Raw genomic sequence first — 25,863 nt, 5'->3', positions numbered from 1 at the left:
TATGTTTTCTTATAGGTTATATTAATATTTGTAGGGTGGAGGTGTCATTTCACCTTCGTTATAAATGGTACTGGTTTCTTCAGTATCGCTAGAAAATAAACTAACATTAAAACCTACGCTAGCTTTTTCAATTTTCTTGGCTTGTTTTCTAAACAATTCAAGTCGTTCTTTTTTGTTATGACCATCCATAAACTCTTCTACTATTTCAAACTGACCTTCTAATTTATTTGAAGTGCTAGATTGTATAATAAATGGCAAATGGTTTAAGTTATTATACTCTTTATCTCCTCCTTCTACAGCAACAGTAGGAATCATAAAAACGGTTTGCTGTTTAGGGTGATTAATAGTTCTTCCGCTTTCAAATTTCTCAGAATTAGGATAAGCTGCAAAATATATTCTAAGACCAGAAACATCTTGTTTTGGATTTGCTTTTTGAATAGATTCAATATACTTTAAATACGCCTTAATTTCATCTAAAGAATACCAAATAAACTTAGTATCCTCAAAATTGCGATCTCTGTATAAATCTTGAAGTTTGGAATCGAGAACTTGAACTCTATTTTTATCAAATTCAGCAAACATTTCTTTGCCTTGCGCGGAGGAGATTAAATGCTTTTTAAGTATATCGTCTTGGGGTTTAATATCTTCTATAGGCTCTTCTCCTTTTAGCGCACCGCTAGAAAAAATGAAAGCAAACAACAGTAAGGGAATAATTAAAAATGGATTAAAAGATTTCATATTACATTGATTTTATGTAACCTCAAAGTTAACTACTATAAAATTAGCGCATAAGAGGAAAAACACCCTTTTTCAAATAAATACTCGAAGATTCCCCGTTTTTAAAAGGAAAAACAAAAAACTAACGCATATTTCTACTCAACACACCTAAGCTTATCCATAAAAAATTCTTTGTAGCTTATATTATCAATTTCTCTAATACCTTTTGTACCTCTTAATTTAAGCGATTTTATAGGCGATTTTTCTAAGTTTAAAATTTGCGAGTTCGTTAAATCGGCCTTAAACAAAAACTCACCACATTCCATATTCCATGAGTGATACAAGGTTACAGATTGATTGTTTTCTAACTGCACCACAACATTAGAACGGCTGTTAGATAAATAACTTACGCAGCCTAAATCTATAGAAGCATTAATGAAGACTGAAATCTTTTTACCGTATTTAAATAGCTCAACATTTACCTTTTCGCTAATAGTATAAGCCTCTGTTTTTATGGTTGTTTTTTTAGTAAAATCGTCATATTCATCTAATAAATAATGACAATTATTACGAAATTGCATGCGTTCGGAATTTTGATTTTCGGCAATACGGTTGCTATCACGCTCTTTTACCGCATTAACCTGAGCTATGGAATCTCTAATTCTATTAGCTTCTAGCTCAACGGCATGCTTTATAGCATCTGCTTGATTATTTAAAGTCTTTTCCTTTTCTGCTTCTTTTAAAGCCAAAGCATGCTCATTTTCTAAACGCTTAATATGCTCTGCGTTAGCTTTACTTATAGAATCACTAATTCGCGTAGCTTCCTGCTCTGCCTGACGCTTTAAAGCTTCATTACGCGCAATTGCTAAACGCTCTTTTTTCAAAGCCTCTTCTTCTGCTTTTTCTAGAGCTTTTTTTAACTGACTAGCTTCCAACTCTGCCGCTATTTTTTGAGCCTTTGCATTTTCTCTTTCTATTTCTAATCGTTTATTCTCGGCTACTTGCGCTAAATCTAGAGAATCTTTTATGCGCATAGCCTCTAGCTTCGCCGAGCGTTCTTGCGCTTTTGCTTTTTCTCTTTCAAAAACTAAACGTTTTTTCTCGTCTTCTTCTGCTTTTATAATAGAATCGCTAACACGCTTAACTTCTAACTCAGCAGCTTGCTTTAAAGCTAAAGCTTCTAATCTCTCTTGCTCCAAACGTTTATTCTCAGCTGCTTTTGCCGCTATAACAGAATCTTTTTTACGAATTTCTGCTAATTCAGCTTCTCGTTTTGAAGACTCCAAACGCTCTAACTCTAAACGTTGCTTTGCCGCCTCGTTAGCTTGAGTAATAGAATCTTTTACTTGTTTTATTCTTAGATCTTCTGCTTTTTTTAAGGCCATTGCTTCGGCGCGTTTTAAAGCTTCAGCTCTTTCATATTTAAGCAGTATTTCTTTTTCTTTAGCTGCTTTTGCAATAGAATCTGCAATACGTTTAGCTTCTAAGGCTTCGGCTTGTTTTAGAGCTTCTGCTTTCTCATTTTCTAAACGTTGTTTTTCTTCTGCTTCTGCTTTTGCTCTAGAATCTGCAATACGCTGAGCTTCTAGTTCCTCTGCCTTTTTCAAAGCCTCAGCACGTTCTTTTTCTAAATCTAAGCGTTCTTTCTCGGCTACTTTTGCCTGAGCGATAGAGTCGTTAACGCGTTTTGTTTCAAGTTCCGCCTCTTTTTTTCTAATAGTAGCTTGTTCTTTTTCAAACTCTAATCTTTCCTTTTCTGCTTCTTCTGCTTTAGCTATAGAATCCTCAATACGCTGAGCCTCTAATTGTTCTGCTTTTTTTAAAGCTTTGGCCTGTTGTTTTTCTAATTCTAAGCGTTCTTTCTCCGCAACTTTTGCTTGAGCGATGGAATCTTTTACACGTTGTACTTCCTGTTCGGCTTCTTGTTTCAACTTTAAAGCTTGCTCTTTTTCCAAACGCGCTTTCTCTTCGGCATTGGCTTTAGCTACAGAATCTTTTACACGTTGCGCTTCTCGCTCCGCAGCAAATTTTAATTCTTGAGTTTTTATGTTTTCTAAACGTAAACGCTCAACTTCTTTTACTTTAGCTATAGAATCACTAACTCGTTTTGCTTCCAACGCTTCTGCTTGCTTTGCAGATTCCGCACGCATACGCGCTAGTTCTTTTTGCTCCGCAGCTTTTATCTGAGCAATAGAATCTGCTATTCTTAATTTCTCTAGATTCTCAGCTTTTCTTTCTGCTATGGAATCATTTATTATTTTTTGTCTTTTTTCATCCGAAAGCACTTCGCCATATTCAATAAGCTCTTGCATTTCTTGCTTTCGTTTTTTCTCTAACTCAATAGCTTTTAAACTTTCTTTTTCCTGAAAATCGAAATATAAATCGGACATTTTTTCGGTAACCAACAAGTCGATATCCTTAACAATACCTTCCCATTCTTTGAACCGAACTTTATAATTATCTCTTCCTAAAAAACCAATAACAACACACTTATCATTTATGCTGAACGCCACTACAGGTCCTGATAATTGATTTGAACTCTTATCTAAATTTTTATATAGATTACCATCTTCTAAAAACTTAGTAGGTATACTAATGTCTTGAGCAAACAAACTCATAGAAAACAATAAAAAGCAAACGTATTTAATCAAAATTTAATTTTTAAATTAATTTAATTCCCGTAAGAAATCAGTTATGCAATAATACTCCAATTTAAACATTTCTAGAATAGTTATCCAAACTTTCTAAGGAATTCGTTACTTAAAATCAATAACTTTGCCCAATATGACTGTAAACGACATCATCGGAAAATATACTATTGAAGGTTTTAATCAAGATGAAGAAAAAACACCTTACCAAGGCCTTCTAAATCTATCTATTGATGCAAACCAAAGAATTGAAGCGCAATGGATTATTGGAAACTCACAGACACAAACCGGAACCGGTTTTTTTAAAAACAACATACTCGTTATTAATTTTAATTATGAAGGTGAAGACCACAAAATATACAAAGGCGTTGTGGTTTACAAATGCCTAACACCTGATTTACTTGAAGGTTTTTGGTCTGAAAAATATGGAGACCCATTATTTTTAGGAGAAGAACGCTGTTTTAAAATAACAGAAAAAAGAGAGTTATTGAATTAAAAAAGCCCGAAAACCTAATGATTTTTGAGCTCTTTTAAAAATGAATTCTATTCTCTTATTCTAGAATCTAGATATACTGATTGATAATATTCTCAAACAATTCTTGCTTACCGCTTTTTAATTTCAGTTCACCATTATCTTGAGCAATTTTATATAAATCTTGTAAGTTTAATTTACCCGCTTCAAAATCTTTACCTTTTCCTGCATCGAAAGAACTGTAGCGCTCTGTACGTAATTTATCGTAAGCTGAATCTGTAATAATTTTATCGGCTGTTAATAATGCTCTAGCAAAAGTATCTGCTCCACCAATATGTGCATGGAACACATCGTCTAAATCGGTTGAGTTTCTTCTAATTTTAGCATCGAAATTAACACCACCACCTTGTAAACCACCAGCTTTCATAAAAACTAACATAGCTTCTGTTGTTTCTTGAATATTGTTTGGAAATTGATCTGTATCCCAACCATTTTGGTAATCGCCACGGTTAGCATCTAAACTACCTAACATACCAGCTTTTGCAGCCGTTTCAATTTCGTGTTGGAACGTATGTTGTGCTAATGTTGCATGGTTTACTTCTATATTTATTTTGAAATCTTTATCTAAACCATATTCTCTTAAGAAACCGATAGCTGTAGCCGAATCGAAATCGTATTGGTGTTTAGATGGCTCCATTGGCTTAGGCTCAATAAAGAAATTACCTTTAAAACCTTGTGCTCTTGCGTAATCTCTAGCCATGGTTAAAAATTGTCCCATGTGGTCTAGTTCACGCCCCATATCGGTATTTAATAAAGACATGTAACCTTCACGACCTCCCCAGAACACGTAGTTTTCACCACCTAATTTAATAGTAGCATCTAAAGCCAATTTTACTTGTCCGCCTGCTCTAGCTACCACATCGAAATCTGGATTTGTAGAAGCACCGTTCATGTAACGTGGGTTAGAAAAACAGTTTGCTGTTCCCCAAAGTAATTTTACACCACTTTCGGCTTGTTTACCTTTTATGTAATCTGTAATAGTCTCTAATCTACTTTCTGACTCTGCAAATGTTGCACCTTCTTGAATTAAATCGAAATCGTGGAAACAGAAATAATCGAAGCCCATTTTTCCGATAAATTCGAAAGCTGCATCGGCTTTATCTTTTGCCGCTTGAATTGGATCTGATGATTTATCCCACTCAAAACTTTGTGTTCCTGGACCAAATGGATCTCCACCTTGCCCACAGAATGTATGCCAGTAAGCAATTGAAAATTTAAACCATTCTTTCATGGTTTTTCCTGCTACAACCTGGTCCGGATTGTAATATTTGAATGCTAATGGATTATCAGATTCCTTACCTTCAAATTTAATGTTGCTAATGCCTTTAAAATATTCTTTAGTAGCCATAATGTTAAATTATTTGTTGATATTATTTTTTATTTTTCTAATGTTTGTTTGCGTTAGGGATTGCAGTGAAAAGCCCACAGCCTGACGCAGGAAGTGCGAGGACTTGTAACGTAAAGCCCGACCCTTGTGGTAACGCCCTTATTTTATTTATTTAATACGAGTTCTAGTTCTTTTTTCCAGTTATTGTATGCTTCGGTGTATGGTGTTTTGTCTTTAAACGGCATAAACGTCATAACATGATCGTTGTCCATTATAGTTTTTCCGAAGGCCTCAAAATCGCCTTTATGCAGGTTTGCCGCACGTGCCGCACCAATAGCTCCGGTGGTATTATAGATTTCTATTTCTTGCCCAATTAAGGTTGCTACGGTGTTTGCAAAGATCTCGGAACGGAATAAGTTATCGTTTCCGGCACGAATAACACTTGCTTTTATACCATCGGATTTTAGAATTTCCATGCCGTATAAAAATGAAAAGGCAATACCTTCCAAAGCAGCCCGACATAGATGTGCTTTGTTATGATTGTTAAGGTTTACGTTTACCATACGTGTGCCAATACTTTTGTTGTTTAGCATACGCTCGGCGCCGTTTCCGAATGGTAAAATGCACACTCCATCTGACCCGATTGGGATCTCGGATGCAATATTATTCATCTCTTCGTAAGAGCTTACGTCGAGGTTATTTAATAACCAGCGGTATTGTATTCCAGCCCCATTGATGTTTAATAATTTACCTATATTTTTGTTTTCTTTGGTATAGTTTACGTGTGCAAAATTATTTACTCGCGTGCTTTCTTTCCCCGAAAGACTATCGGTTACAGCATACACTACACCAGATGTTCCACCGGTTGCAGCTACTTCGCCAGGGTTAAAAACATTTAGAGACAGTGCATTATTTGGTTGATCTCCGGCACGGTAATAAATTGGTGTTCCGGCTGCAATACCACTTTCTTGCTCGCCATGCTCATCAACTTGAGATTGGTTACCAAAAGTATCTACAATGTCCGGAATTAAATCTGCACTAATACCATAATGTTCTAATAGAAAATTGGCTACGCTATCGTTTTTAAAATCCCAAAAGATACCTTCGGAAAGCCCTGAAATTGTTGTATTTATTTTATTTGAAAATTTATACGCCACATAATCGCCAGGCAACATAAATTTGTAAATTTTACTGTAAATATCGGGTTCGTTATCTTTTACCCATTTTAATTTTGAAGCAGTAAAGTTTGCGGGAGAATTAAGTAAATGCTCGGCACATTTAGCCTCGCCAACTTCAGCGAAAGCTTTATGACCAATTTCTACCGCACGACTATCGCACCAAATGATACTTTTACGCAATGGCTCTCCATTTTTATCGACCACAACCAAACCGTGCATTTGGTAAGAAATACCAATCCCCTTTATTTCTGTACGGCTAACATTATATTGCTTTTTTAAACGTGTAATGGCATTGCAAATATGCATCCACCAATCGTTTGGTTTTTGCTCGGCCCAGCCATTTTTTTGCGCAAACATGCCCATTTCTTCTTTAGGCTCTTGTACTACGCCTAAACTTTTACCTGTTTCTGTTTCTACTAACGCGACTTTTATTGACGAACTGCCAATGTCGATTCCTAAGTTGTAATTCATTATAATGAGTCTCTTAAAATTAGTTTGGTTGGTATGTATTCTTGAATAACTGTGTCTTCGCTAACAAAACTCGCCGCTTTGGCGCCTAGCACTTTAAAATCTGTTGAAATAACCGAAATACCTTTGTAGATAAATTGTTTCATAGGTGTTTCATTATATGATAAAAACCCAACATCTGTACCTGGCTCATAATTATTGCTACGGCATTGCTCTAGAAAAAAGCCTAAAACACGATCGCTAACACTAATATAAGCTTCGTTCTTTTTAATGATAAATTCTTTTGGATTGGTAATAATATCGAAATTAAAACCTGCTTCTTTACAGTAGGTTTTAAAATATTTTACCGTTTCTATAGGGTGATGCGTAAATGTTGGATAAACAAGTATTATTTTTTTGTATTTCTGAAAAGCTGGCGTCGCCTCCTTTAATGTAGTGTAAAATGATTTTCCGAAATCTTGAAAAACAAAGTTATTGTTCTTTTTAGCATGCACATTCCAATCTATTAACAACAGTTTACTATCGTCAATATCGGACAGAACCTCAGCAACTTCTTTATTATCGAAAGTCATTACCACGTATTTATAATACTTGCCTTTACTGTTATTAATAATGGTTTTAAAATTATCTATATTATAATGATGAAACTGAATATCGGTAATAACATTTTCGGGTAAATTATTTACAAAAGAATGATACAATACTTCTTTATAGGCTTTAAAGGTATCTAAAAGCAATAACACTTTACGTGTTTCATTAGCTACATAATAGCCTTTGTTTGGCACAGACTCGATTACACCATGCTCCTTTAAAATAGAATAGGCTTTAAAAACAGTATCGCGAGAAAGCTGAAGAGATTTACATACCGCATTTACCGATGGCAAGGCATCGCCACTGGTTAATCTATTATTTGCAAGCTCGTTATTTATAGCATTAACCAACTGCTGGTACTTAGGTGTTTCGCTATTTATATTAATTTCAAAATTCATATTTTAAAAACCATACTGTTCTGGTCTGGTATGCAAATATAGAAATTAAATTTTATTCATTATTATAATTTTTCAAAAAAGTTTTTTTAGAGCATAAAAAAACCATGTACATTTTAAAAATATACATGGTTTATAAAAAAATATTTTAGACGAAGCTTAACTTACTTTTTGCTCCGTTTTTACTTTGCGAAGTAGTCGAGTTTCTGCTCGTTTTTCTTCTTTACGCTCATTAAAAATACGAACGCGTTCTAACAAAGCTTCTTGCTTTTCTACTCGGTCTTGACGCCTCTTTTCTTGCGCCTCTCTTTGTAGTAAGCCTTCTTCTTTTTGCCTGGCCTTTTCTTTAAAAACGGACCAATACGAATAGCCATACATACTAACAAAGAGCAGGGCTATTATACCAATAATGACATAACCATTTTCCATAAATTCTATGAGGGATTAATTAGAATTAAAACTTAAAAACCAGTAGGTTAAACTATATTTTTAAATCAAAATAAAGTTAGCGAAAACAAATATGATAGAAGAATAAAAAAGACTATCAGTAAGAAAAAACAGATAAACGTAAAAAATACAAGTTATTTTGTTTTAACCTCAAAATTTTTCGATTTCCAATTTAAAACACCGCCTTCTAATTCGTATATTTTTGTAAAGCCTAATTCCTTAAAAGCAGCGACACTTTTACCGCTTCTTCGACCTGACTTACAATAAATTACCAACGGTTCTTCCTTGTTTAATTCCGCTAAAGATTCAGAAAAATTTTCAGAGAAAAAATTAATGTTTTCTGCTCTAGAAATATGCCCCGCACCATACTCTTCTGGTGTTCTAACATCAATTAATTTTATCTCTTTTTGCTCTTTCAAAAGCACCACTAATTCCTCTGGGGTCACTTTAGTAACTATATCATCATTTTGTGCTTTACAGTTAAACATAATAGCACAAAAAAAGATGGTTATCAGTATTGAAATTTTCTTCATAAACTATTATAAATCTACAACATCACCAGTCCAATCTAGCATGCCTCCTTCTAAATTGTATGCATTTGCAAAACCTAATTGATCCATAATAGCACAAGCCTGCCCACTGCGATTACCAGAACGGCAATACACGTAATAGTTTTTGCTTTTATCTAGCGCTTCTATTTCACTTATAAATTCTTGTCCTTTATATATATCGATATGCTTAGCACCAGCAATAATACCATCGGCTACCTCAGCATCTGTTCTTACGTCTAAAATTACCGCATTCTCATCTTTAGCTAATTGCTCTGTCCACTCCTCTTGTGTTAAATCTTCCATTGTTATGATGTTGGTTTTTTGTTTAATATTTTATTAAAAACAAATTTAATATTTATAACATGATAGACGAAAAAAAACCTGAAGTATTACACCTCAGATTTTTATCAGTCTTTATAATCATATTACTTCGTTATACTTTTATACCGCAACCTATCGCTCTTGTTTCTGTTTCCTTAACGTCTTTTCCATTAAGTAAAGCATCTACAGCATTTTCAACATATTTAGTTGTTACGGCGTTTGCATCTTTATAATTATCGTCTATTGCCCCAATATATTTCACCTCATTACCTTGGTTTGTTTTCTGTAAAATAAAAACATGAGGTGTTTTTGTTGCTCCAAATTTCGGATAGATTTCTTGCTTTTCATCTATTAAATAAGGGAAAGTAAATCCTTTTTCTTCTGCACGCTTTTTCATAGCTTCTAAACTATCACCAGGCATAACATCTGTGTTATTAGGCATTATAGCAATTACAGGGTAACCTAACTTTGCATATTTTTTATCGAGCTCCACAATACGATCTTCGTACATTACGGCATATGGGCAGGTGTTACAAGTAAAGGTTACTATAAAACCTTTAACATTTTTATAATCGGAAAGCGAAACCATTTTTCCATCAATATTCTTCAAAGAAAAATCTTCAGCAATATCACCAATACCATACCCCCCAGCACCGTTAGATGTTTTTAAGGTAAATGCACTTGCACAAAGCACTACCAGAATTACCGACATTATTTTAATTGTTTTTTTCATAACGTTTAATTTAAAAATTGCTTTAATTCATATTCTAATTCTTCGTAGGTAAAAGATTTTTCAAAAAACTTACGTTCTCCATTTTTATAGATTATTGTTGCTGGTAACGACCCCGACCAACCCTCATCGACCTGCGGAATCCAAGAGTTACTATCAACATCATCTAAAGCGATTACTTTCGATTTCAATTGTTGTTTCAAAATAAAGGGTTTCAATTTAGAGTCATACATATGTGGAAAATCTAAACTCACCAATGTGAAATCTACGTTCTTATTACCGTATTCAGACTTCAGCTTTTCAAAATATGGCAATTCTTTAACACATGGCGCACACCAAGTCGCCCAAAAATTAATAACATGAATTTTATCATCTTCCTTATTCAAAAATGGCTTTAAACCCTGAAAATCATAAACTTCAAGATCAAAATCGCGTTCTGTTTCAGGCTGAATTCCGATCACTTCTACGTCTTGAGTTGAATCATTATTTTGTTTATTTTTATTTCCGCAACTAACAATTAATAGTACGGTTATTACAAAGAGATATCGTTTCATAACTATAAAATTAATTCATCTTATTTTACTTTTCTACCTGTTTAACAAACTTTTATACAAAAACGGAAAATTCCTCAAAATTTTACATACATTTGTATGTACAACAGTTATTTAACTGGTACATAACATGGACGATTCACTACATATCAACTCTAAATTACCTATAAATAAAAAATTGGTTATTAGCTTATTACAAACAATAAACGAGGTGAGTTCTAAAATGAATTCAGCACTTAAGCCTTACGGAATTTCTGAACCACAATTTAATGTGCTTAGAATTTTACGCGGGCAAAAGGGCAATCCTATTTCTTTGGCAGAAGTTCAAGAACATATGATTACCAAAATGAGCAATACCACACGATTAATAGATAAACTAGAGGCTAAAAACTGTGTAAGACGTGTAATTAACATAGAAAATAAACGTAAAATAGATTTAACAATAACCAACGTAGGTTTAGATTTATTAAAAAGAACAGACGAAATATTAACAACAACAGAAAACGAATTAGTGGCGGGCCTAACCACTAACGAAAAAGCGGAATTAACTGCGCTTTTGAGAAAATTAAGGTTAATAGCAAAGTAGGGTTTCCCTATACCCTTAGTAACCAACCAAGACTGCTGTACTTATTATAGCAGTCTTTTTTAAAAGGGAATCCCTAACAAACTAAAGCTATTTTTCCTTTTTTCGTAAAAAATGAATAAAGTTTTGTTTAATACTTTTTCAATCTTTATATTTGAACCAACATAATAAATAACAATGAACATTTTTTTAAATAAATCTTGGTGGTGGAGCTTTCGAAACTAAAATTCGTGAAGAAACCCGAGTATATTTAAAACTTAAAAATATCCAAAAGGCTTGTCATTCACGACAAGCCTTTTTTTTATTTTAAAACCGTTCACTTTTTGGCCATTTGCCGAAATACAAAAAACAATAAATGGAAAAATTTAGTCTATACACACATCACAAAAAAATATTAACAGATACTATTACACCTGTATCTGTTTACTATAAAATACGCGATAAATACCCAAACAGTATTCTATTAGAAAGTGGCGACTACCATAGAAGTCATAAAAACTTCTCGTACATCTGTTTCAACCCAATCGCATCTATAAAGGTAGAGAATGAAGTGATATCGCAAACTTTTCCAGATGGCAGTTCAACCTCACTTAATATTACAAGCGATATAAATGTAGCCGATGAAATTCACGATTTCACCAAACGTTTTAAACCACAATCCGACGAAGATTTTAAGTTTATAAACAACGGTATATTTGGTTACACTGCTTACGATGCCGTGCGGTATTTTGAAGATGTACAAATTAGCAAAAAAGACAACTCGGTAGTTATACCAGACATCTATTATGCGGTTTACAAAAACATCATTGCCATAAACCATTACAAAAACGAAGCTTATATTTTCGCGCATTGTTATGATGATGCCGAAAATAATATCGATGCCATTGATAAACTTATAAACGTGCAAAACTTTGCATCTTATAATTTCAAATCTAAAGGCGATATACAATCTAATTTAACCGACGACGAATTTAAAAACCAAGTTGAATTAGCACGTAAACACTGTGCGCGAGGCGATGTTTTTCAACTCGTATTATCACGTCGTTTTTCACAAGAATTTACTGGTGACGATTTCAATATCTATCGCGCCCTTCGTAGCATAAACCCATCACCATATTTGTTTTATTTCGATTATGGCGATTTTAAAATATTTGGTAGTTCGCCCGAAGCTCAACTTATTGTTTCCGAAGGTATGGCCGAAATCCATCCTATTGCCGGAACTTTTAAACGTACAGGCGATGAAGAACAAGACGAAATATTAGCGGAAAAACTTAAAAAAGACGACAAAGAAAACGCCGAACACGTTATGCTTGTGGATCTTGCCCGAAACGATTTGAGTCGTCACGGCAGCGAAGTAAAAGTAGTAACCTACCGCGAGGTTCAGTTTTTCTCGCACGTTATTCACCTCGTTAGTAAAGTCGTTGGCAAAAAACACAAAAGCACCTCAACCATGCAAGTCGTAGCCGACACTTTTCCGGCAGGAACCTTAAGTGGCGCTCCAAAACACCGCGCCATGCAACTTATCGAGCAGTACGAAAAAACAAGTCGTGGCTATTACGGTGGCGCCATAGGCTTTATGGATTTCGACGGCAATTTCAATCACGCCATCATGATCCGTACTTTTTTAAGTAAAGACTATAAATTAAACTGGCAAGCAGGCGCCGGAATGGTATCAAAATCCAATGCCGAAAGCGAGCTACAAGAAGTATTTAACAAACTCGGCGCATTAACAAAAGCCATAAAAGTTGCCGAAGACATTTAAATAATTTGGACGTTACTCGAAAAGGGGACGGACATTGAAGAGAGTCTCAGTATTCAGTAGCAGTTGGCAGTTGGCAGTTGTCAGTGTTTACTCAAGTAAAAAGCAAGTAGAAGAAGAAAATAAAAAGTCAAAGTAAACCAACACTTACTCGACTAATAAAATAAATTCAGATTCATCTGAAAAAAAATAAAATCATGAAAGTACTAGTCATAGATAATTACGACAGTTTCACATACAATCTAGTTCATTACCTAGAAGATTTAAACTGCGATGTTACCGTGGTACGTAACGACAAACTCACTCTAGACGATGTTAAACCGTTCCATAAAATCGTACTATCTCCAGGTCCAGGAATTCCAAACGAAGCTGGTTTACTAAAAGCCATTATAGAAACTTACGCACCAACAAAAAGTATTTTAGGTGTTTGCCTTGGCCAACAAGCCATAGGTGAAGTTTTCGGAGGTTCGCTTATAAACTTAGAAGAAGTTTACCACGGTGTAGCAACAAATGTTACTATAACCGTAGACGACGAAATCTTGTTTAAAGGTTTAGATAAAAACATAGAAGTTGGACGTTACCACTCCTGGGTAGTAAACCCAAACTTACCAGAAAGTTTAGAAGCCACATCGGTAGATGCTAACGGACAAATTATGTCTTTACGCCATAAAGTTTACGATGTTCGTGGTGTACAATATCATCCTGAATCGGTTTTAACACCTAACGGAAAAGCGATATTAAAAAACTGGGTGGAGAATTAAAAAATAGTCGCAGTTTACAGTCGCAGTGAAGCAGTACTTACTCGGATGAAAAAACATAATTAACCAATAACCATTAACCAGTAACAATTATCTCTTTTACAGAAATGAAAAACTTACTAAACAGATTAATAAACCACGACACTCTATCTACCGAAGAGGCTAAACAAATATTGGTAAACATATCCAACGATGTGTATAACCCGAGCCAAATAGCATGTTTTTTATCAGTTTTCATGATGAGAAGCATTACTCTCGAAGAACTAAAAGGTTTTAGAGATGCACTTCTAGAGCTTTGTTTACCGGTAAATCTTAGCGATTTTAATGCTATTGATATTGTAGGTACTGGCGGCGATGGTAAAAACACATTCAACATCTCTACCCTATCGGCTTTTATTACGGCTGGCGCAGGTGTTCATGTTTCTAAACATGGAAATTACGGAGTTTCATCTACATCGGGTTCTTCAAATGTTATGGAGCATTTAGGTGTTAAATTTTCTAATAATGAAGATTTTTTAAAACGCGCTTTAGACCAAGCAGGTATATGTATTTTACATGCACCACTATTTCATCCAGCAATGAAAAACGTAGCACCTATTCGTAAGGAACTTGGTGTTAAAACTTTCTTCAATATGTTAGGCCCTTTGGTTAATCCATCGTTTCCAAAAAATCATGTTTTAGGTGTTTTTAATTTAGAAGTTTTAAGACTTTATAGTTTCTTATTTCAAAACACAGGGCATAATTATAACATTGTCTATGCTTTAGATGGTTACGATGAAATTTCATTAACAGGGAAAGCTAAAATTATTTCTAATCATACAGAAAAACTTTTTTCACCTGAAGATTTAGGCATTTCAATAATTAAACAAGAAGATATTTTTGGTGGAGACTCTATAAAAGATGCCGCAACTATATTTGTTGATATCATTTCTAGAAAAGGAACTGAAGCCCAAAACAATGTAGTTTGTGCTAATGCTGGTTTAGCTATTGCTACTTCAAAACAAATTTCGCATCAAGAAGGTTTTGAACTAGCAAAAGAATCGTTGTTTTCTGGAAAAGCAAAAACGAGTTTAGATAAATTAATTGAACTGAGCAAGTAAAAAAAATTAACGGTGGCAGTCACAGTTTTCAGACTTACTCACACACATAAAAATTAAGTTTAGAATTAAGCAGATAATTATTAAAGTCGAAGTCGTCTTCAAATTAAACTCTGCCAACTCAACACTAAAAAATGAACATTTTAGACAAAATAACATTAGATAAGCGTAAGGAAGTTGAACTTCGTAAAAGTTTAATTCCAGTTTCTCAATTAGAACAATCTGTTTTATTTGGAAAACAAACCATTTCACTTGCAAACAATCTACGCAATAGTAAATCTGGAATTATAGCCGAACATAAACGCCGATCGCCATCAAAATCTGTAATTAATAACGGATTAAACGTTCAAGATGTAGCAAAAGGCTATCAAGATGCTGGCGTTTGCGGTATGTCTGTTCTAACCGATGGAAAATACTTTGGAGGCTCTCTAGACGATTTGTTAACAGCAAGAGCAAGTTGCAACTTGCCTTTACTCAGAAAAGAATTTATAATTGATGAATATCAAATGCTAGAAGCCAAGGCTTATGGTGCAGATGTTATTCTTTTAATTGCAGCTATTCTATCTCGAGACGAAATAAAACAATTCTCTGAGTTTGCTAAAAGCTTAAATCTAGATGTGCTTTTAGAAGTGCATAACGAAGAGGAGTTACATAAATCTATTATGCCAAGTTTAGATATGCTTGGTGTAAACAATAGAAATTTAAAGACCTTCGAAGTTAGTTTAGAAACTAGCAAATTATTAAGCACACAGATACCAAACGATTTTGTAAAAGTATCAGAAAGTGGTATAAGCAGCGTTGAAGCCATTAAAGAACTTCAGCCTTTTGGATATCAAGGATTTTTAATAGGTGAAAACTTTATGAAAACAGACAATCCTGGCGCAAGTGCTACTGATTTTATAAACCAATTGAATAGCTAGAATTTCACTGAATTTATTTTAGAACAACACAAATTGAACATCATGAAACTGAAAATTTGCGGAATGAAATATCAAGAAAATATAACTGAAGTCGCTGCTTTACAGCCCGACTATTTAGGTTTTATATTCTACGATAAATCGTCTAGAAATTTTGACACATCGATTCCAGAAATATCAAGCTCTATAAAAAAAACAGGTGTTTTTGTTAATGAAGATTTGCAAGTTGTTATTGAAAAAATAAAAACATTCAACTTACAAGCTGTTCAATTACACGGCGAAGAATCGCCAGAATACTGTTACGATTTAAAAAATCGTCATGCTGAACTTGTTTCAACATCTCTTGAAATAATTAAAGTATTCTCTATTAAAAACGAATTCAATTTTGAGGTTTTAAAACCTTATGAAGCCGTTTGCGATTACTTTTTATTTGATACCAAAGGAAAACACCCAGGCGGAAATGGCTATACTTTCGATTGGAATGTGTTAAACGCATATCCTTCAACCAAACCCTTCTTTTTAAGTGGAGGTATTGGTTTTGATGAAATTGAAGCCGTTAAAAAGTTTCAACAAAGTATGGCTTCAAAATACTGTTATGCACTAGATGTAAACAGTAAGTTTGAAATAGAACCGGGATTAAAAAATATAGAATTATTAAAAGACTTTAAAACAAATTTGTTTTTCCATGGAAACCATGGAACAGACTCAAATTTAAATAAACATATGGAAAATTATAACGTAAACGAAAAAGGCTATTACGGCGAATTTGGTGGTGCATTTATTCCAGAAATGCTTTACCCGAATGTGGAAGAATTACGCCAGAACTATTTAAAAGTGATGGCAGAACCAGATTTCAAAAAGGAATTCGATCAACTTTTAAAAGATTATGTTGGTCGCCCATCTCCTTTATATTTTGCTAAACGTCTTTCTGAAAAATACAACACCAAAATTTATTTAAAGCGTGAAGATTTAAACCATACTGGCGCACACAAAATAAACAATACGGTTGGACAAATTTTAATGGCCAAACGTTTAGGTAAAACTAGAATTATTGCTGAAACTGGAGCCGGACAACACGGTGTTGCCACTGCTACTGTTTGCGCTTTAATGGGACTAGAATGTATTGTTTACATGGGTGAAATTGATATTGCGCGTCAAGCACCAAACGTAGCCAGAATGAAAATGTTAGGCGCTACCGTTGTACCTGCACTTTCTGGAAGTAGAACTTTAAAAGATGCTACAAACGAAGCCATTCGCGATTGGATTAACAACCCTGTGAATACGCACTATATTATTGGATCGGCTATTGGCCCTCACCCATACCCAGATATGGTTACTAGATTTCAATCAATAATTTCCGAAGAAATAAAATGGCAATTAAAAGAACAAATCGGTAGAGAAAACCCTGATTATGTTGTGGCTTGTATTGGTGGCGGAAGTAATGCTGCCGGAACATACTACCATTATTTACACGAACTTGATGTAAAAATTATTGCTGTTGAAGCGGCTGGTTTAGGTGTTAATTCTGGAGAAAGTGCTGCGACTTCTGTTTTAGGACACGAAGGTGTTATTCATGGTTGTAAAACCTTGTTAATGCAAACTAAAGACGGACAGATTACAGAACCCTACTCTATTTCGGCTGGTTTAGATTATCCTGGTGTTGGCCCAATCCACGCACATTTATGCAAAACGGGACGTGCTGAATTTATGTCGATTACCGATGATCAAGCTATGACGGCTGGTTTGGATTTATGTAAACTAGAAGGTATTATTCCGGCTATTGAGAGTTCGCATGCGCTGGCTATTTTTGAAGAAAAAACCTTTAAACCAGACGACGTGGTTGTTGTGAGTCTTTCAGGACGTGGTGATAAGGATTTACAGAATTATATTGAATATTTTAAGATATAAGTTTCGTTTTTTCATTTCCGCGAAGGCGGAAATCTCAAAGTAAAACCATGGACGTACATTACGTTTACATATTAACAAATAAGAACCATACAGTTCTGTATGTTGGGCGTACTAAACAATTAAAGGTTAGGCTAAATCAACATAAAAACAATAGTTCAAAACCCTTTACAGGAAAATATAATGTTGATAAATTAGTTTACTTTGAAACAACGAAATACGTAAACAACTCAATAAAAAGAGAGCGACAAATTAAGAAATGGAATAGAGCCTGGAAAATCAATTTAATAAATAGTTTAAACCCTGATTGGAAAGACCTTTCCGAATACATTTAAAAGATTCCCTCCTTCGAGGGAATGAAAAACAGTCTTGAAAATGAATAGAATAAATAAAAAATTACAAGAAGATAAAAAACTGCTATCTATATATTTTACAGCAGGCTACCCGAGTTTAACCGATACTGTTTCCATCATTGAAAATTTGGAAAAAAACGGTGTAGACATGATAGAAATCGGACTTCCGTTTAGTGACCCTTTGGCCGATGGCCCAACGATACAGGCAAGTTCGACGCAAGCACTGAAAAATGGTATGACTACCGAGGTGCTTTTCGATCAGTTAAAAGATATTAGAAAAACGGTATCTATTCCATTAATAATTATGGGGTATTTCAACCCAATGTTGCAATATGGTGTGGAGGCGTTTTGTAAAAAATGTCAAGAAATTGGTATCGATGGCTTAATAATTCCCGATTTACCTGTAGATGTTTATAACGACGAATATAAAGCGACTTTTGAGAAATACGGCCTGATAAACGTATTTTTAATTACGCCACAAACCTCTGTGGAGCGTATTAATTTTATCGATTCGATCTCGAATGGCTTTATATATATGGTAAGTAGCGCTAGTGTTACAGGAAGTAGTTCTGGGTTTGGAGACGAACAAATGAGCTATTTTGAGCGTATTGCAAAAATGGAACTAAAAAACCCACAGGTTATTGGTTTTGGAATTTCGGATAATGAAACTTTTACGCAGGCTACAGAACATGCCAAAGGTGCCATTATTGGTAGTGCTTTTATAAAACACATAACGGAAAACGGTGTTAACAAAACGGATGTATTTGTGAAATCGATACTCGGTTAAAATGAAAGTACTGAACGATTGGAAACTTGTTTTACTAATTTGCTTAACTTTAGGTTTAGCGCCTTTTTTCCCTGAACCTCATATTCTAGGTAAACTTAAATGGATACTAGGTGGAGCAACAGGCATGAAACTTAAAGATTGGTTTGATGTTATTTTACACGGGTTTCCTTTTGTGCTATTAATACGAATTGTGCTCCTAAAAATATTTCAAATAAGTAAAAAATAAAGAACAAATATCGTTAGTGAATTAATAAAATTTATTCTTGCCTAAAAATAAGATAACATGAGTAAAACAGAAAAAATTGTAATTATTGGTGCTGGTTTCGCAGGACTGAGACTTGCACAAGATTTAATAAATCACCCCAATTACGAGGTGTATTTAATTGACAAGCAAAATTACCACCAATTTCAACCACTTATGTATCAAGTAGCGACGGCTAGGCTTGAACCTGCGAGTATTTCCTTTCCGTTACGAAAGGTTTTTCAAAAAGCAAAAAACGTAAGAATTAGAATTACAGAAGTCGCAGAAATTAATTTCGAAAACCAGTTTGTTAATACACCTATTGGCGATTTTGATTACGACCATCTGGTGATTTCTATTGGTTGTACAACCAATTATTTTGGGAACGAAAACCTAAAGAATTTCGCTTACCCAATGAAAACTATTCCTGAGGCTATACAACTTAGAAATAGAATTCTGCAAACTTTTGAGAACGCTCTAAACACCAGCGAACCCGAAAAACTGCAAACTTTATTAAATTTTGTTATTGTTGGTGGTGGCCCAACCGGTGTAGAATTAGCGGGTGCTTTAGCAGAAATGAAACAACACATTTTACCTAAAGATTACCCTGACAAAGATTTCTCTAAACTTAAAATATATTTATTAGAAGGCAGCCCGAACACACTGAGCCCAATGAGTGAAGGCTCTCAAAAAATGTCTCAAAAGTATTTAGAAGAACTTGGCGTTTCTGTTGTTACAAATACCTTTGTTAAAGATTATGATGGCACCATTGTTACCCTAAATACAGGGAAAACAATAAACTCTAAAAATGTAATTTGGGCAGCAGGTGTAACCGGAAATGTTATTAAAGGCTTCCCAGAAACGTGTATAACTCGTGGCAACCGACTTATTGTTGATCGCCAGAATCAAGTAATTGATTTAAAATATGTTTACGCCTTAGGAGATATTGCATACATGGAAACTCCTAATTTCCCCAAAGGCCATGCACAAGTAGCGAGTGTAGCTTTGCAACAAGCTTCGCTTTTGGCTGAAAATTTAAGTAGAAAAGTTAAAAACAAACCATTAAAAGATTACGACTACACCGATAAAGGTTCTATGGCAACTATTGGAAAACGCAAAGCCGTGGTAGATTTACCCAAGTTTAGTTTCCAAGGGCGTTTAGCTTGGTTTACCTGGATGTTTATTCACTTAATGCTTATTTTGAGTATTAAAAATAAACTTCTCATTTTCATGAATTGGATGATTAGTTATTTCAACAACGACAGTACGTTACGAATTATAATGAAGCCTGTTGCCACCAAAGTTAAAACCACAAAAGAATAATGCCTTTAAACATCGTTTTAGTTGAACCAGAAATACCGAACAATACAGGAAACATAGGCCGTTTAGCTTTAGGTTCTGGCTCACACCTACATTTAGTAAAACCTTTTGGTTTTGAAATATCGGATGCGCGATTAAAACGTGCCGGACTCGATTATTGGAAACACCTTTCTATTACGTATTACGATAATATTGATGAATTCTTCAAAATAAATCATGATAAAAAAATGGCTTTCATGTCTAGTCATGGTGAAAAAAAACATTGGGATATTCCTTTTGAGGACGATTTATTTCTAGTTTTCGGAAAAGAATCGGTTGGTCTTCCTAAATGTATTAATGAAACCTACGCAAATCAACTTTATAAAATTCCGCTGTACAGCGAACACATCCGCAGCTTGAATTTAGCAAATGCCGTGAGCATAACTATTTACGAAGGTTTAAGTCAGTTAAGGTTAAAATAAATCACGTTTCAAAAAATAAAATAAATATTTTTCCTACCCATTAAACCATTTTGAAAAAAATAAGTCTAAATATGAAGTTTAACTATAAAACTAATATAAATGACATCAAAAAATTTAAAATTCGGTTTAGTTGTTATGGCATTATGTGCTGTTACTATTACTAACGCACAAGACAAAAAGAAACCAGATCCTGAGAAAATGTTTGCTTCTTATGATACTGATGAAGATAAACTTATAAGTTTAGATGAGTTTAAAGCAAAAAAACGCAAGAAAGAAATGGAAGCTGAAGTTTTAGAAAAACGTTTTGCTAAAATGGATGCTGATAGCAATGGTTCTGTAACCTTAGAGGAATTTAAGGCAGGAATGGCAAAAGGAAAAGGTCAAGGAAATAATAAGAAAAAGAAACAAGCTGAATAATATTAGCTTACATTTTACAATGAAAAGACAGCCAAATGGGCTGTCTTTTTTTTTATGAATTAATTATAGTAAGCTACATTTTTATTACTAATAAATAATCGTATTTTTACAGCTAATAAAACCAAATCATTAATGGGTAAAATCATCGCAATTGCTAACCAAAAAGGAGGCGTTGGAAAAACAACAACGTCGGTAAATCTTGCCGCATCCTTAGGTGTATTAGAAAAAAAAGTATTACTTATAGATGCTGACCCTCAAGCAAATGCAAGTTCTGGAATAGGTATAGATGTTGAAACTGTAGAAATTGGAACCTACCAACTTTTAGAGCATTCTAACACGGCCAAAGAAGCTATCATGAAAACTGATTCGCCAAATCTCGATATCATACCAGCTCATATCGACTTAGTTGCTATAGAAATTGAACTTGTTGATAAAGAAGCACGTGAATACATGCTTAAAAAATCATTAAACGAAATAAAAGACGACTACGACTATATATTAATAGATTGCGCGCCATCGCTAGGGTTGCTAACCTTAAATGCTTTAACAGCTGCCGATTCCGTAATCATCCCAATTCAATGTGAATACTTTGCATTAGAAGGTTTAGGGAAGCTATTAAACACTATAAAAAGTGTTCAAAAAATACACAATCCAGAATTAGACATTGAAGGCTTATTGCTAACCATGTACGATTCGCGCTTACGCCTATCCAACCAAGTGGTGGAAGAGGTACAAAAACACTTTAACGATATGGTTTTTAAAACCATTATACAGCGTAATGTTCGCTTAAGCGAAGCACCAAGTTACGGCGAAAGTATTATTAATTATGATGCTAGCAGTAAAGGCGCAACCAATTACCTGAGTTTAGCAAGAGAAGTTATCACTAAAAACGCTTAATTATGGCGAAGGCAACAAAAAAACAAGCTTTAGGTAGAGGCTTATCGGCACTTTTAAACGATCCAAGTAACGATATTCAATCGGCCGAAGATAAAAATGCAGATAAAGTTATTGGAAATATTGTTGATTTAGATATCGATTTTATTGAAGTTAATCCATTTCAACCGCGAACTAATTTTAGTGAAGAAAGTTTACGAGAATTAGCATCTTCTATAAAAGAGTTGGGTATTATCCAACCTATAACCGTTAGAAAATTAGGTCTAAATAAATATCAACTTGTTTCGGGAGAGCGTCGTTATAGAGCTTCTAAATTATTAGGTTTAGAAACTATTACGGCTTACGTTAGAATTGCAAACGACCAAGAATCGCTAGAAATGGCCTTGGTTGAAAACATTCAACGTCAAGATTTAGACCCTATTGAAATTGCACTTTCATACCAACGTTTAATAGACGAAATAAATTTAACGCAAGAGCAAATGAGCGAGCGCGTTGGAAAAAAACGTTCTACTATTGCCAATTATTTGCGTTTATTAAAGTTAGACCCAATTATCCAAACAGGTATGCGCGATGGCTTTATTTCCATGGGACATGGCCGTGCTTTAATTACTATCGAAGACCAATCGATTCAATTAGATATTTACGAAAAAATCTTATCAAACAAATTATCGGTTAGAGACACCGAAGTATTAGTTCGTAATTATAACAACGACGAAACTGTTGCTGCTCCTGCAAAAAAGGAAGCAAATACAGCTATGCCAAATTTTGTTAAAACTGGCATAAGCTCGTTTTCGGAATACTTTGGACATAAAATTGACGTTAAAGTCTCTAAAAACGGAAAAGGAAAAATTACAATTCCATTTCATTCCGAAGAAGATTTTAACCGTATTAAAAAATTAGTCGAAGGTGATTCAAAATAAATTTATAATAACAAGTCTTTGCGCTTTTCTATGTTGCTTTTCTTTATTTTCTCAAGATAAAGCTCCACAGGAAGAATCTCTTCCGAAGGAAAAAACAAAAGAACTGCCCAAAGAATTTATAATAGATTCTACACTACAAATAACTGAAGCTTACGACCCGTTAAGACCTGCAAAAGCTGCTTTTTACTCAGCTATTTTACCAGGTTTAGGGCAAGCTTACAACAAAAAATATTGGAAAATCCCTATTGTATACGCTGCATTAGGAACAGGAGTTTATTTTTACATAAACAATAGCAATGAATACACAAGGTATCGCGATGCCTATAAAAGTCGTTTAGCCGGATTTGAAACTGATGAGTTTTATTTCGATTCCTCTGGAACAAAACTAGACGAACCACGCGTAAGTACAGATAGATTAGAAACAGCGCAAGAATTTTATCGAAAAAATAAAGAAATTTCACTTCTTGTAACTATTGGTCTATATGCTTTAAACATAATAGAAGCCAATGTAGATGCTCATTTACTGCAGTATAACGTAGATGAGAATTTATCTTTGGCACCACATTACCAATTTAATGAGGTTGACGCAACTAGCAACCTTGGACTAACTTTAAATTTTAAATTTTAATATGAACATTGCTTTACTCGGATACGGGAGAATGGGTCAAACCATAGAACAAATAGCCATTAAACGCGGCCACAATATTGTTTTAAAGGTTGATAAAGATGATACAGATTACGATATTACTAAAGCCGATGTTGCCATAGATTTCAGTATTCCAGACGTAGCTTTCAACAATATTTCAAACTGTTTAAACAACAACGTTCCTGTTATTTCGGGAACAACAGGTTGGTTAGATAATTATGATAATGCTGTAGCATTGTGCGAAGAGAAAAAAGGCGCTTTTATTTATGCTTCGAATTTTAGCTTAGGCGTTAATATTTTTTTCGAATTAAATAAAACACTAGCTAAAATGATGAGTACCTTAGAGCAATACAACGTCTCTATGGAAGAAATTCATCACACAAAAAAGTTAGATGCACCAAGTGGCACTGCCATTACTTTAGCAGAAGGTATTATAAATAACAATCCACATTATGATGGTTGGATGCTTGATGATAAAGCTGATAAAAAATTACCTATAGTTGCTAAACGTATCGAAGATGTTCCTGGTACGCACACAGTAACTTACCAAAGTGAAGTAGATACCATTACTATAGATCACGTGGCACATAACAGACAAGGTTTTGCTTTAGGAGCCGTAATTGCATCGGAATGGATTGTTGGAAAAACAGGTGTTTTCACAATGAACGATGTGTTAAACATTGGTTAAAAAAATAAATTAATGTAACGCTACATCTCATTTAGCTACTTACATCAATAAATAAAATATTTAGGATTATGACGTTAATGCAATGGTTTATATTCATTTTAATAATTCAGGTTATTCATGGATTAGGCACCTGGAAATTATATATTAAAGCCGGTCGACAAGCCTGGGAAGCTTTTATTCCTGTTTACAACGGCGTAGTTTTAATGAAAATAATTAACCGTCCGGTTTGGTGGGTTATTCTTCTTTTTCTTCCCATAGTTAACATGATTATGTTTCCTGTAGTTTGGGTAGAAACCGCTAGAAGTTTTGGGAAAAACAAACCTTTAGATACTGCTTTAGCCATTCTTACATTAGGGTTTTACAACTATTACCTTAATTACGCTGCCAATGTAACTTATATTGAAAATCGTGATTTACAACCAAAATCTTCTTCTGGAGATTGGGTAAGCTCTATTTTATTTGCCATTGTTGCTGCCACTATTGTACACACGTACTTTATTCAACCATTTACCATTCCGTCTTCTTCTTTAGAAAAATCTTTATTAGTAGGCGATTTTCTGTTTGTAAGTAAATTTCATTATGGTGCTAGAATACCAATGACAACTGTTGGAGCACCAATGGTACATGATACTATACCTGGTTTAAAAAAGAAATCATATTTATTCAACGATAATTTCGAAGAACGTAAAACATCATTAATCAATAAACTACAACTTCCGTACTTACGTTTTCCTGGTTTCGAAAACATAGAACGTAATGATATTGTTGTATTCAATCAGCCAGCAGATACATTGCTGGACATGAACGATTTTCAACCAGACAGAAACTATTACAAACCTATTGATAAAAAAACCAACCTTGTAAAACGTTGTGTCGGTATTGCAGGAGATAGCTTAGAAGTTCGCGATGGTTTTGTTTATATTAACGGAAAGAAAAACGAATTGCCAGATCGTGCACATTTACAATTTAGTTATTTGGTACAACCAAAAACCAATCAATTTAATCCTGCATATTTAAAAGAACGTTATGATATTACTGATGGTTTTGGTATTATTAACAACAACAATACCTACTATTTTTCAGCAATTTCCGATGAAGCTTTATCACTGTTTAAAAACCATCCAAACGTTGCAAGCATAACGCCTAACAAGAAAGAAAAAGGTGTTCGTGATGCTAACATTTTTCCTCACGATCCAAATTATGATTGGAACGTAGATTTTTTCGGACCATTATACATTCCAGAAGAAGGAAAAACAATAGATATCAACTTAGATGTTTTACCACTTTACAAACGCGTAATTAGCGAGTATGAAGGTAATGATGTAACCGTAAGAGGTAACCAAATTTTAATAAACGGAGAAGTTGCAACAACATACACTTTTAAACAAAATTATTATTGGATGATGGGTGATAACCGCCATAATTCTATTGATGCGAGAGCATGGGGTTTTGTACCGTTTGATCACGTTGTTGGTAAACCTGTATTTATTTGGATGAGTTGGGATGGATCTAGCCCACGATGGGAGCGTTTCTTTACAACCGTTAGCGGTTCTGGAAAAGCAACATCTTTTTTAATTCCATTTTTAATTCTGTTAGCAGGATATTTTGGATTCAAAAAATGGAAAGAAAGAAAAGCGGCCAATAGCTAATTATTGACTTAA

The 25,863-nt window shown here is 34.2% G+C and carries 28 protein-coding genes and 1 pseudogene; 19 read left to right on the top strand and 10 right to left on the bottom strand.

All coding sequences use genetic code 11. The features are described from left to right. Positions 1 to 21: 21 nt before the first annotated feature. Complete coding sequence (locus V6246_RS14075; protein WP_341561058.1) at positions 22 to 738, bottom strand: hypothetical protein; 717 nt, start codon at positions 736 to 738, stop codon at positions 22 to 24. A gap of 134 nt (positions 739 to 872) precedes the next feature. After that, positions 873 to 3,368, bottom strand: a complete 2,496-nt coding sequence (locus tag V6246_RS14070) for a hypothetical protein (RefSeq protein WP_341561057.1) — start codon at positions 3,366 to 3,368, stop codon at positions 873 to 875. A 133-nt stretch (positions 3,369 to 3,501) separates the two neighbouring features. On the opposite strand from V6246_RS14070, the gene V6246_RS14065 reads away from it, so the two are divergent. Beyond that, positions 3,502 to 3,861, top strand: a complete 360-nt coding sequence (locus V6246_RS14065; RefSeq protein ID WP_341561056.1) for a hypothetical protein — start codon at positions 3,502 to 3,504, stop codon at positions 3,859 to 3,861. Positions 3,862 to 3,928: 67 nt separating this feature from the next. On the opposite strand, the gene xylA is transcribed toward V6246_RS14065, so the two are convergent. The 8 genes from xylA to V6246_RS14025 form a co-directional block, all read right to left on the bottom strand. Further along, positions 3,929 to 5,245 (bottom strand): xylose isomerase, encoded by a 1,317-nt coding sequence (gene xylA, locus V6246_RS14060; protein ID WP_341561055.1) that lies wholly within the window; start codon positions 5,243 to 5,245, stop codon positions 3,929 to 3,931. Between the two features lie 143 nt (positions 5,246 to 5,388). Continuing rightward, on the bottom strand, positions 5,389 to 6,873 hold the full coding sequence (locus V6246_RS14055; RefSeq protein ID WP_341561054.1) for a xylulokinase: 1,485 nt from the start codon (positions 6,871 to 6,873) through the stop codon (positions 5,389 to 5,391). Next, positions 6,873 to 7,859, bottom strand: a complete 987-nt coding sequence (locus tag V6246_RS14050; protein WP_159018280.1) for a GntR family transcriptional regulator — start codon at positions 7,857 to 7,859, stop codon at positions 6,873 to 6,875. Before V6246_RS14050 ends, V6246_RS14055 begins: the two co-directional genes overlap by 1 nt. Positions 7,860 to 8,015: 156 nt before the next feature. After that, entirely contained in the window at positions 8,016 to 8,285 is a 270-nt protein-coding gene (locus V6246_RS14045; RefSeq protein WP_159018281.1) for a hypothetical protein, read from the bottom strand. Positions 8,286 to 8,437: 152 nt separating this feature from the next. After that, positions 8,438 to 8,836 (bottom strand): rhodanese-like domain-containing protein, encoded by a 399-nt coding sequence (locus V6246_RS14040; RefSeq protein WP_341561053.1) that lies wholly within the window; start codon positions 8,834 to 8,836, stop codon positions 8,438 to 8,440. A 6-nt stretch (positions 8,837 to 8,842) separates the two neighbouring features. Continuing rightward, positions 8,843 to 9,157 (bottom strand): rhodanese-like domain-containing protein, encoded by a 315-nt coding sequence (locus V6246_RS14035; protein WP_159018283.1) that lies wholly within the window; start codon positions 9,155 to 9,157, stop codon positions 8,843 to 8,845. Between the two features lie 130 nt (positions 9,158 to 9,287). After that, positions 9,288 to 9,908 carry a thioredoxin family protein gene (locus tag V6246_RS14030; protein ID WP_341561052.1) on the bottom strand — a complete coding sequence of 207 codons (621 nt, stop codon included), beginning with the start codon at positions 9,906 to 9,908 and terminating at the stop codon, positions 9,288 to 9,290. A 5-nt stretch (positions 9,909 to 9,913) separates the two neighbouring features. After that, on the bottom strand, positions 9,914 to 10,459 hold the full coding sequence (locus tag V6246_RS14025; RefSeq protein ID WP_341561051.1) for a TlpA family protein disulfide reductase: 546 nt from the start codon (positions 10,457 to 10,459) through the stop codon (positions 9,914 to 9,916). Positions 10,460 to 10,586: 127 nt separating this feature from the next. Between V6246_RS14025 and V6246_RS14020 the strand changes: the two genes are divergently transcribed. The 18 genes and pseudogenes from V6246_RS14020 (at position 10,587) to lepB (ending at position 25,851) form a co-directional block, all read left to right on the top strand. After that, positions 10,587 to 11,042, top strand: coding sequence for a MarR family winged helix-turn-helix transcriptional regulator (locus V6246_RS14020; RefSeq protein WP_341561050.1), 456 nt, complete (start codon positions 10,587 to 10,589; stop codon positions 11,040 to 11,042). Positions 11,043 to 11,394: 352 nt separating this feature from the next. Continuing rightward, positions 11,395 to 12,801 carry an anthranilate synthase component I family protein gene (locus tag V6246_RS14015; RefSeq protein ID WP_341561049.1) on the top strand — a complete coding sequence of 469 codons (1,407 nt, stop codon included), beginning with the start codon at positions 11,395 to 11,397 and terminating at the stop codon, positions 12,799 to 12,801. Between the two features lie 191 nt (positions 12,802 to 12,992). Continuing rightward, complete coding sequence (locus V6246_RS14010) at positions 12,993 to 13,559, top strand: anthranilate synthase component II (protein WP_341561185.1); 567 nt, start codon at positions 12,993 to 12,995, stop codon at positions 13,557 to 13,559. Positions 13,560 to 13,663: 104 nt separating this feature from the next. Further along, a complete protein-coding gene (gene trpD, locus V6246_RS14005; protein WP_341561048.1) occupies positions 13,664 to 14,656 on the top strand; it encodes an anthranilate phosphoribosyltransferase in 993 nt (330 codons plus the stop codon). Positions 14,657 to 14,787: 131 nt separating this feature from the next. Beyond that, positions 14,788 to 15,573 (top strand): indole-3-glycerol phosphate synthase TrpC, encoded by a 786-nt coding sequence (trpC, locus tag V6246_RS14000; protein ID WP_341561047.1) that lies wholly within the window; start codon positions 14,788 to 14,790, stop codon positions 15,571 to 15,573. A 42-nt stretch (positions 15,574 to 15,615) separates the two neighbouring features. Then, positions 15,616 to 16,224 (top strand): annotated as a pseudogene (locus V6246_RS13995) (phosphoribosylanthranilate isomerase); the annotation flags it as partial. A 69-nt stretch (positions 16,225 to 16,293) separates the two neighbouring features. Further along, a complete protein-coding gene (trpB, locus tag V6246_RS13990) occupies positions 16,294 to 17,478 on the top strand; it encodes a tryptophan synthase subunit beta (protein ID WP_341561184.1) in 1,185 nt (394 codons plus the stop codon). 47 nt (positions 17,479 to 17,525) lie between these two features. Then, a complete protein-coding gene (locus V6246_RS13985; protein WP_341561046.1) occupies positions 17,526 to 17,810 on the top strand; it encodes a GIY-YIG nuclease family protein in 285 nt (94 codons plus the stop codon). A 40-nt stretch (positions 17,811 to 17,850) separates the two neighbouring features. Next, entirely contained in the window at positions 17,851 to 18,615 is a 765-nt protein-coding gene (trpA, locus tag V6246_RS13980; protein ID WP_341561045.1) for a tryptophan synthase subunit alpha, read from the top strand. A gap of 1 nt (position 18,616) precedes the next feature. After that, the gene (locus V6246_RS13975; RefSeq protein WP_341561044.1) at positions 18,617 to 18,841 is read left to right on the top strand and encodes a hypothetical protein; all 225 of its coding nucleotides are present in this window, start codon (positions 18,617 to 18,619) and stop codon (positions 18,839 to 18,841) included. Positions 18,842 to 18,898: 57 nt separating this feature from the next. Next, positions 18,899 to 20,179: an NAD(P)/FAD-dependent oxidoreductase gene (locus tag V6246_RS13970; RefSeq protein ID WP_341561043.1), complete on the top strand. Its 1,281-nt coding sequence runs from the start codon at positions 18,899 to 18,901 to the stop codon at positions 20,177 to 20,179. Next, the gene (locus tag V6246_RS13965; protein WP_341561042.1) at positions 20,179 to 20,637 is read left to right on the top strand and encodes a tRNA (cytidine(34)-2'-O)-methyltransferase; all 459 of its coding nucleotides are present in this window, start codon (positions 20,179 to 20,181) and stop codon (positions 20,635 to 20,637) included. Before V6246_RS13970 ends, V6246_RS13965 begins: the two co-directional genes overlap by 1 nt. Before the next feature lie 99 nt (positions 20,638 to 20,736). After that, positions 20,737 to 21,054 carry an EF-hand domain-containing protein gene (locus V6246_RS13960; protein ID WP_341561041.1) on the top strand — a complete coding sequence of 106 codons (318 nt, stop codon included), beginning with the start codon at positions 20,737 to 20,739 and terminating at the stop codon, positions 21,052 to 21,054. 132 nt (positions 21,055 to 21,186) lie between these two features. Next, a complete protein-coding gene (locus V6246_RS13955; RefSeq protein WP_341561040.1) occupies positions 21,187 to 21,951 on the top strand; it encodes a ParA family protein in 765 nt (254 codons plus the stop codon). 2 nt (positions 21,952 to 21,953) lie between these two features. Next, positions 21,954 to 22,868: a ParB/RepB/Spo0J family partition protein gene (locus V6246_RS13950; protein ID WP_042505754.1), complete on the top strand. Its 915-nt coding sequence runs from the start codon at positions 21,954 to 21,956 to the stop codon at positions 22,866 to 22,868. Then, positions 22,858 to 23,496 (top strand): DUF5683 domain-containing protein, encoded by a 639-nt coding sequence (locus V6246_RS13945; protein ID WP_159021072.1) that lies wholly within the window; start codon positions 22,858 to 22,860, stop codon positions 23,494 to 23,496. Before V6246_RS13950 ends, V6246_RS13945 begins: the two co-directional genes overlap by 11 nt. Position 23,497: 1 nt before the next feature. Beyond that, complete coding sequence (gene dapB / locus V6246_RS13940; protein ID WP_159018299.1) at positions 23,498 to 24,202, top strand: 4-hydroxy-tetrahydrodipicolinate reductase; 705 nt, start codon at positions 23,498 to 23,500, stop codon at positions 24,200 to 24,202. A 68-nt stretch (positions 24,203 to 24,270) separates the two neighbouring features. Beyond that, the gene (lepB, locus tag V6246_RS13935; RefSeq protein WP_341561039.1) at positions 24,271 to 25,851 is read left to right on the top strand and encodes a signal peptidase I; all 1,581 of its coding nucleotides are present in this window, start codon (positions 24,271 to 24,273) and stop codon (positions 25,849 to 25,851) included. The last annotated feature ends 12 nt before the right edge of the window (positions 25,852 to 25,863 follow it).

The sequence above is a fragment of the Algibacter sp. TI.3.09 genome, assembly GCF_038154905.1.
GTDB lineage: Bacteria > Bacteroidota > Bacteroidia > Flavobacteriales > Flavobacteriaceae > Algibacter.
This window is presented reverse-complemented; position numbering and strand designations above follow the sequence as displayed.

Bases quoted from the DNA above. Each gene is read 5' to 3' on its own strand.
- V6246_RS14075 (WP_341561058.1), bottom strand. From the start codon at position 738: ATGAAATCTTTTAATCCATTTTTAATTATTCCCTTACTGTTGTTTGCT.
- V6246_RS14065 (WP_341561056.1), top strand. From the start codon at position 3,502: ATGACTGTAAACGACATCATCGGAAAATATACTATTGAAGGTTTTAAT.
- xylA (WP_341561055.1), bottom strand. From the start codon at position 5,245: ATGGCTACTAAAGAATATTTTAAAGGCATTAGCAACATTAAATTTGAA.
- V6246_RS14055 (WP_341561054.1), bottom strand. From the start codon at position 6,873: ATGAATTACAACTTAGGAATCGACATTGGCAGTTCGTCAATAAAAGTC.
- V6246_RS14050 (WP_159018280.1), bottom strand. From the start codon at position 7,859: ATGAATTTTGAAATTAATATAAATAGCGAAACACCTAAGTACCAGCAG.
- V6246_RS14045 (WP_159018281.1), bottom strand. From the start codon at position 8,285: ATGGAAAATGGTTATGTCATTATTGGTATAATAGCCCTGCTCTTTGTT.
- V6246_RS14040 (WP_341561053.1), bottom strand. From the start codon at position 8,836: ATGAAGAAAATTTCAATACTGATAACCATCTTTTTTTGTGCTATTATG.
- V6246_RS14035 (WP_159018283.1), bottom strand. From the start codon at position 9,157: ATGGAAGATTTAACACAAGAGGAGTGGACAGAGCAATTAGCTAAAGAT.
- V6246_RS14030 (WP_341561052.1), bottom strand. From the start codon at position 9,908: ATGAAAAAAACAATTAAAATAATGTCGGTAATTCTGGTAGTGCTTTGT.
- V6246_RS14025 (WP_341561051.1), bottom strand. From the start codon at position 10,459: ATGAAACGATATCTCTTTGTAATAACCGTACTATTAATTGTTAGTTGC.
- V6246_RS14020 (WP_341561050.1), top strand. From the start codon at position 10,587: ATGGACGATTCACTACATATCAACTCTAAATTACCTATAAATAAAAAA.
- V6246_RS14015 (WP_341561049.1), top strand. From the start codon at position 11,395: ATGGAAAAATTTAGTCTATACACACATCACAAAAAAATATTAACAGAT.
- trpD (WP_341561048.1), top strand. From the start codon at position 13,664: ATGAAAAACTTACTAAACAGATTAATAAACCACGACACTCTATCTACC.
- trpC (WP_341561047.1), top strand. From the start codon at position 14,788: ATGAACATTTTAGACAAAATAACATTAGATAAGCGTAAGGAAGTTGAA.
- trpB (WP_341561184.1), top strand. From the start codon at position 16,294: ATGGAAAATTATAACGTAAACGAAAAAGGCTATTACGGCGAATTTGGT.
- V6246_RS13985 (WP_341561046.1), top strand. From the start codon at position 17,526: ATGGACGTACATTACGTTTACATATTAACAAATAAGAACCATACAGTT.
- trpA (WP_341561045.1), top strand. From the start codon at position 17,851: ATGAATAGAATAAATAAAAAATTACAAGAAGATAAAAAACTGCTATCT.
- V6246_RS13975 (WP_341561044.1), top strand. From the start codon at position 18,617: ATGAAAGTACTGAACGATTGGAAACTTGTTTTACTAATTTGCTTAACT.
- V6246_RS13970 (WP_341561043.1), top strand. From the start codon at position 18,899: ATGAGTAAAACAGAAAAAATTGTAATTATTGGTGCTGGTTTCGCAGGA.
- V6246_RS13965 (WP_341561042.1), top strand. From the start codon at position 20,179: ATGCCTTTAAACATCGTTTTAGTTGAACCAGAAATACCGAACAATACA.
- V6246_RS13960 (WP_341561041.1), top strand. From the start codon at position 20,737: ATGACATCAAAAAATTTAAAATTCGGTTTAGTTGTTATGGCATTATGT.
- V6246_RS13955 (WP_341561040.1), top strand. From the start codon at position 21,187: ATGGGTAAAATCATCGCAATTGCTAACCAAAAAGGAGGCGTTGGAAAA.
- V6246_RS13950 (WP_042505754.1), top strand. From the start codon at position 21,954: ATGGCGAAGGCAACAAAAAAACAAGCTTTAGGTAGAGGCTTATCGGCA.
- dapB (WP_159018299.1), top strand. From the start codon at position 23,498: ATGAACATTGCTTTACTCGGATACGGGAGAATGGGTCAAACCATAGAA.
- lepB (WP_341561039.1), top strand. From the start codon at position 24,271: ATGACGTTAATGCAATGGTTTATATTCATTTTAATAATTCAGGTTATT.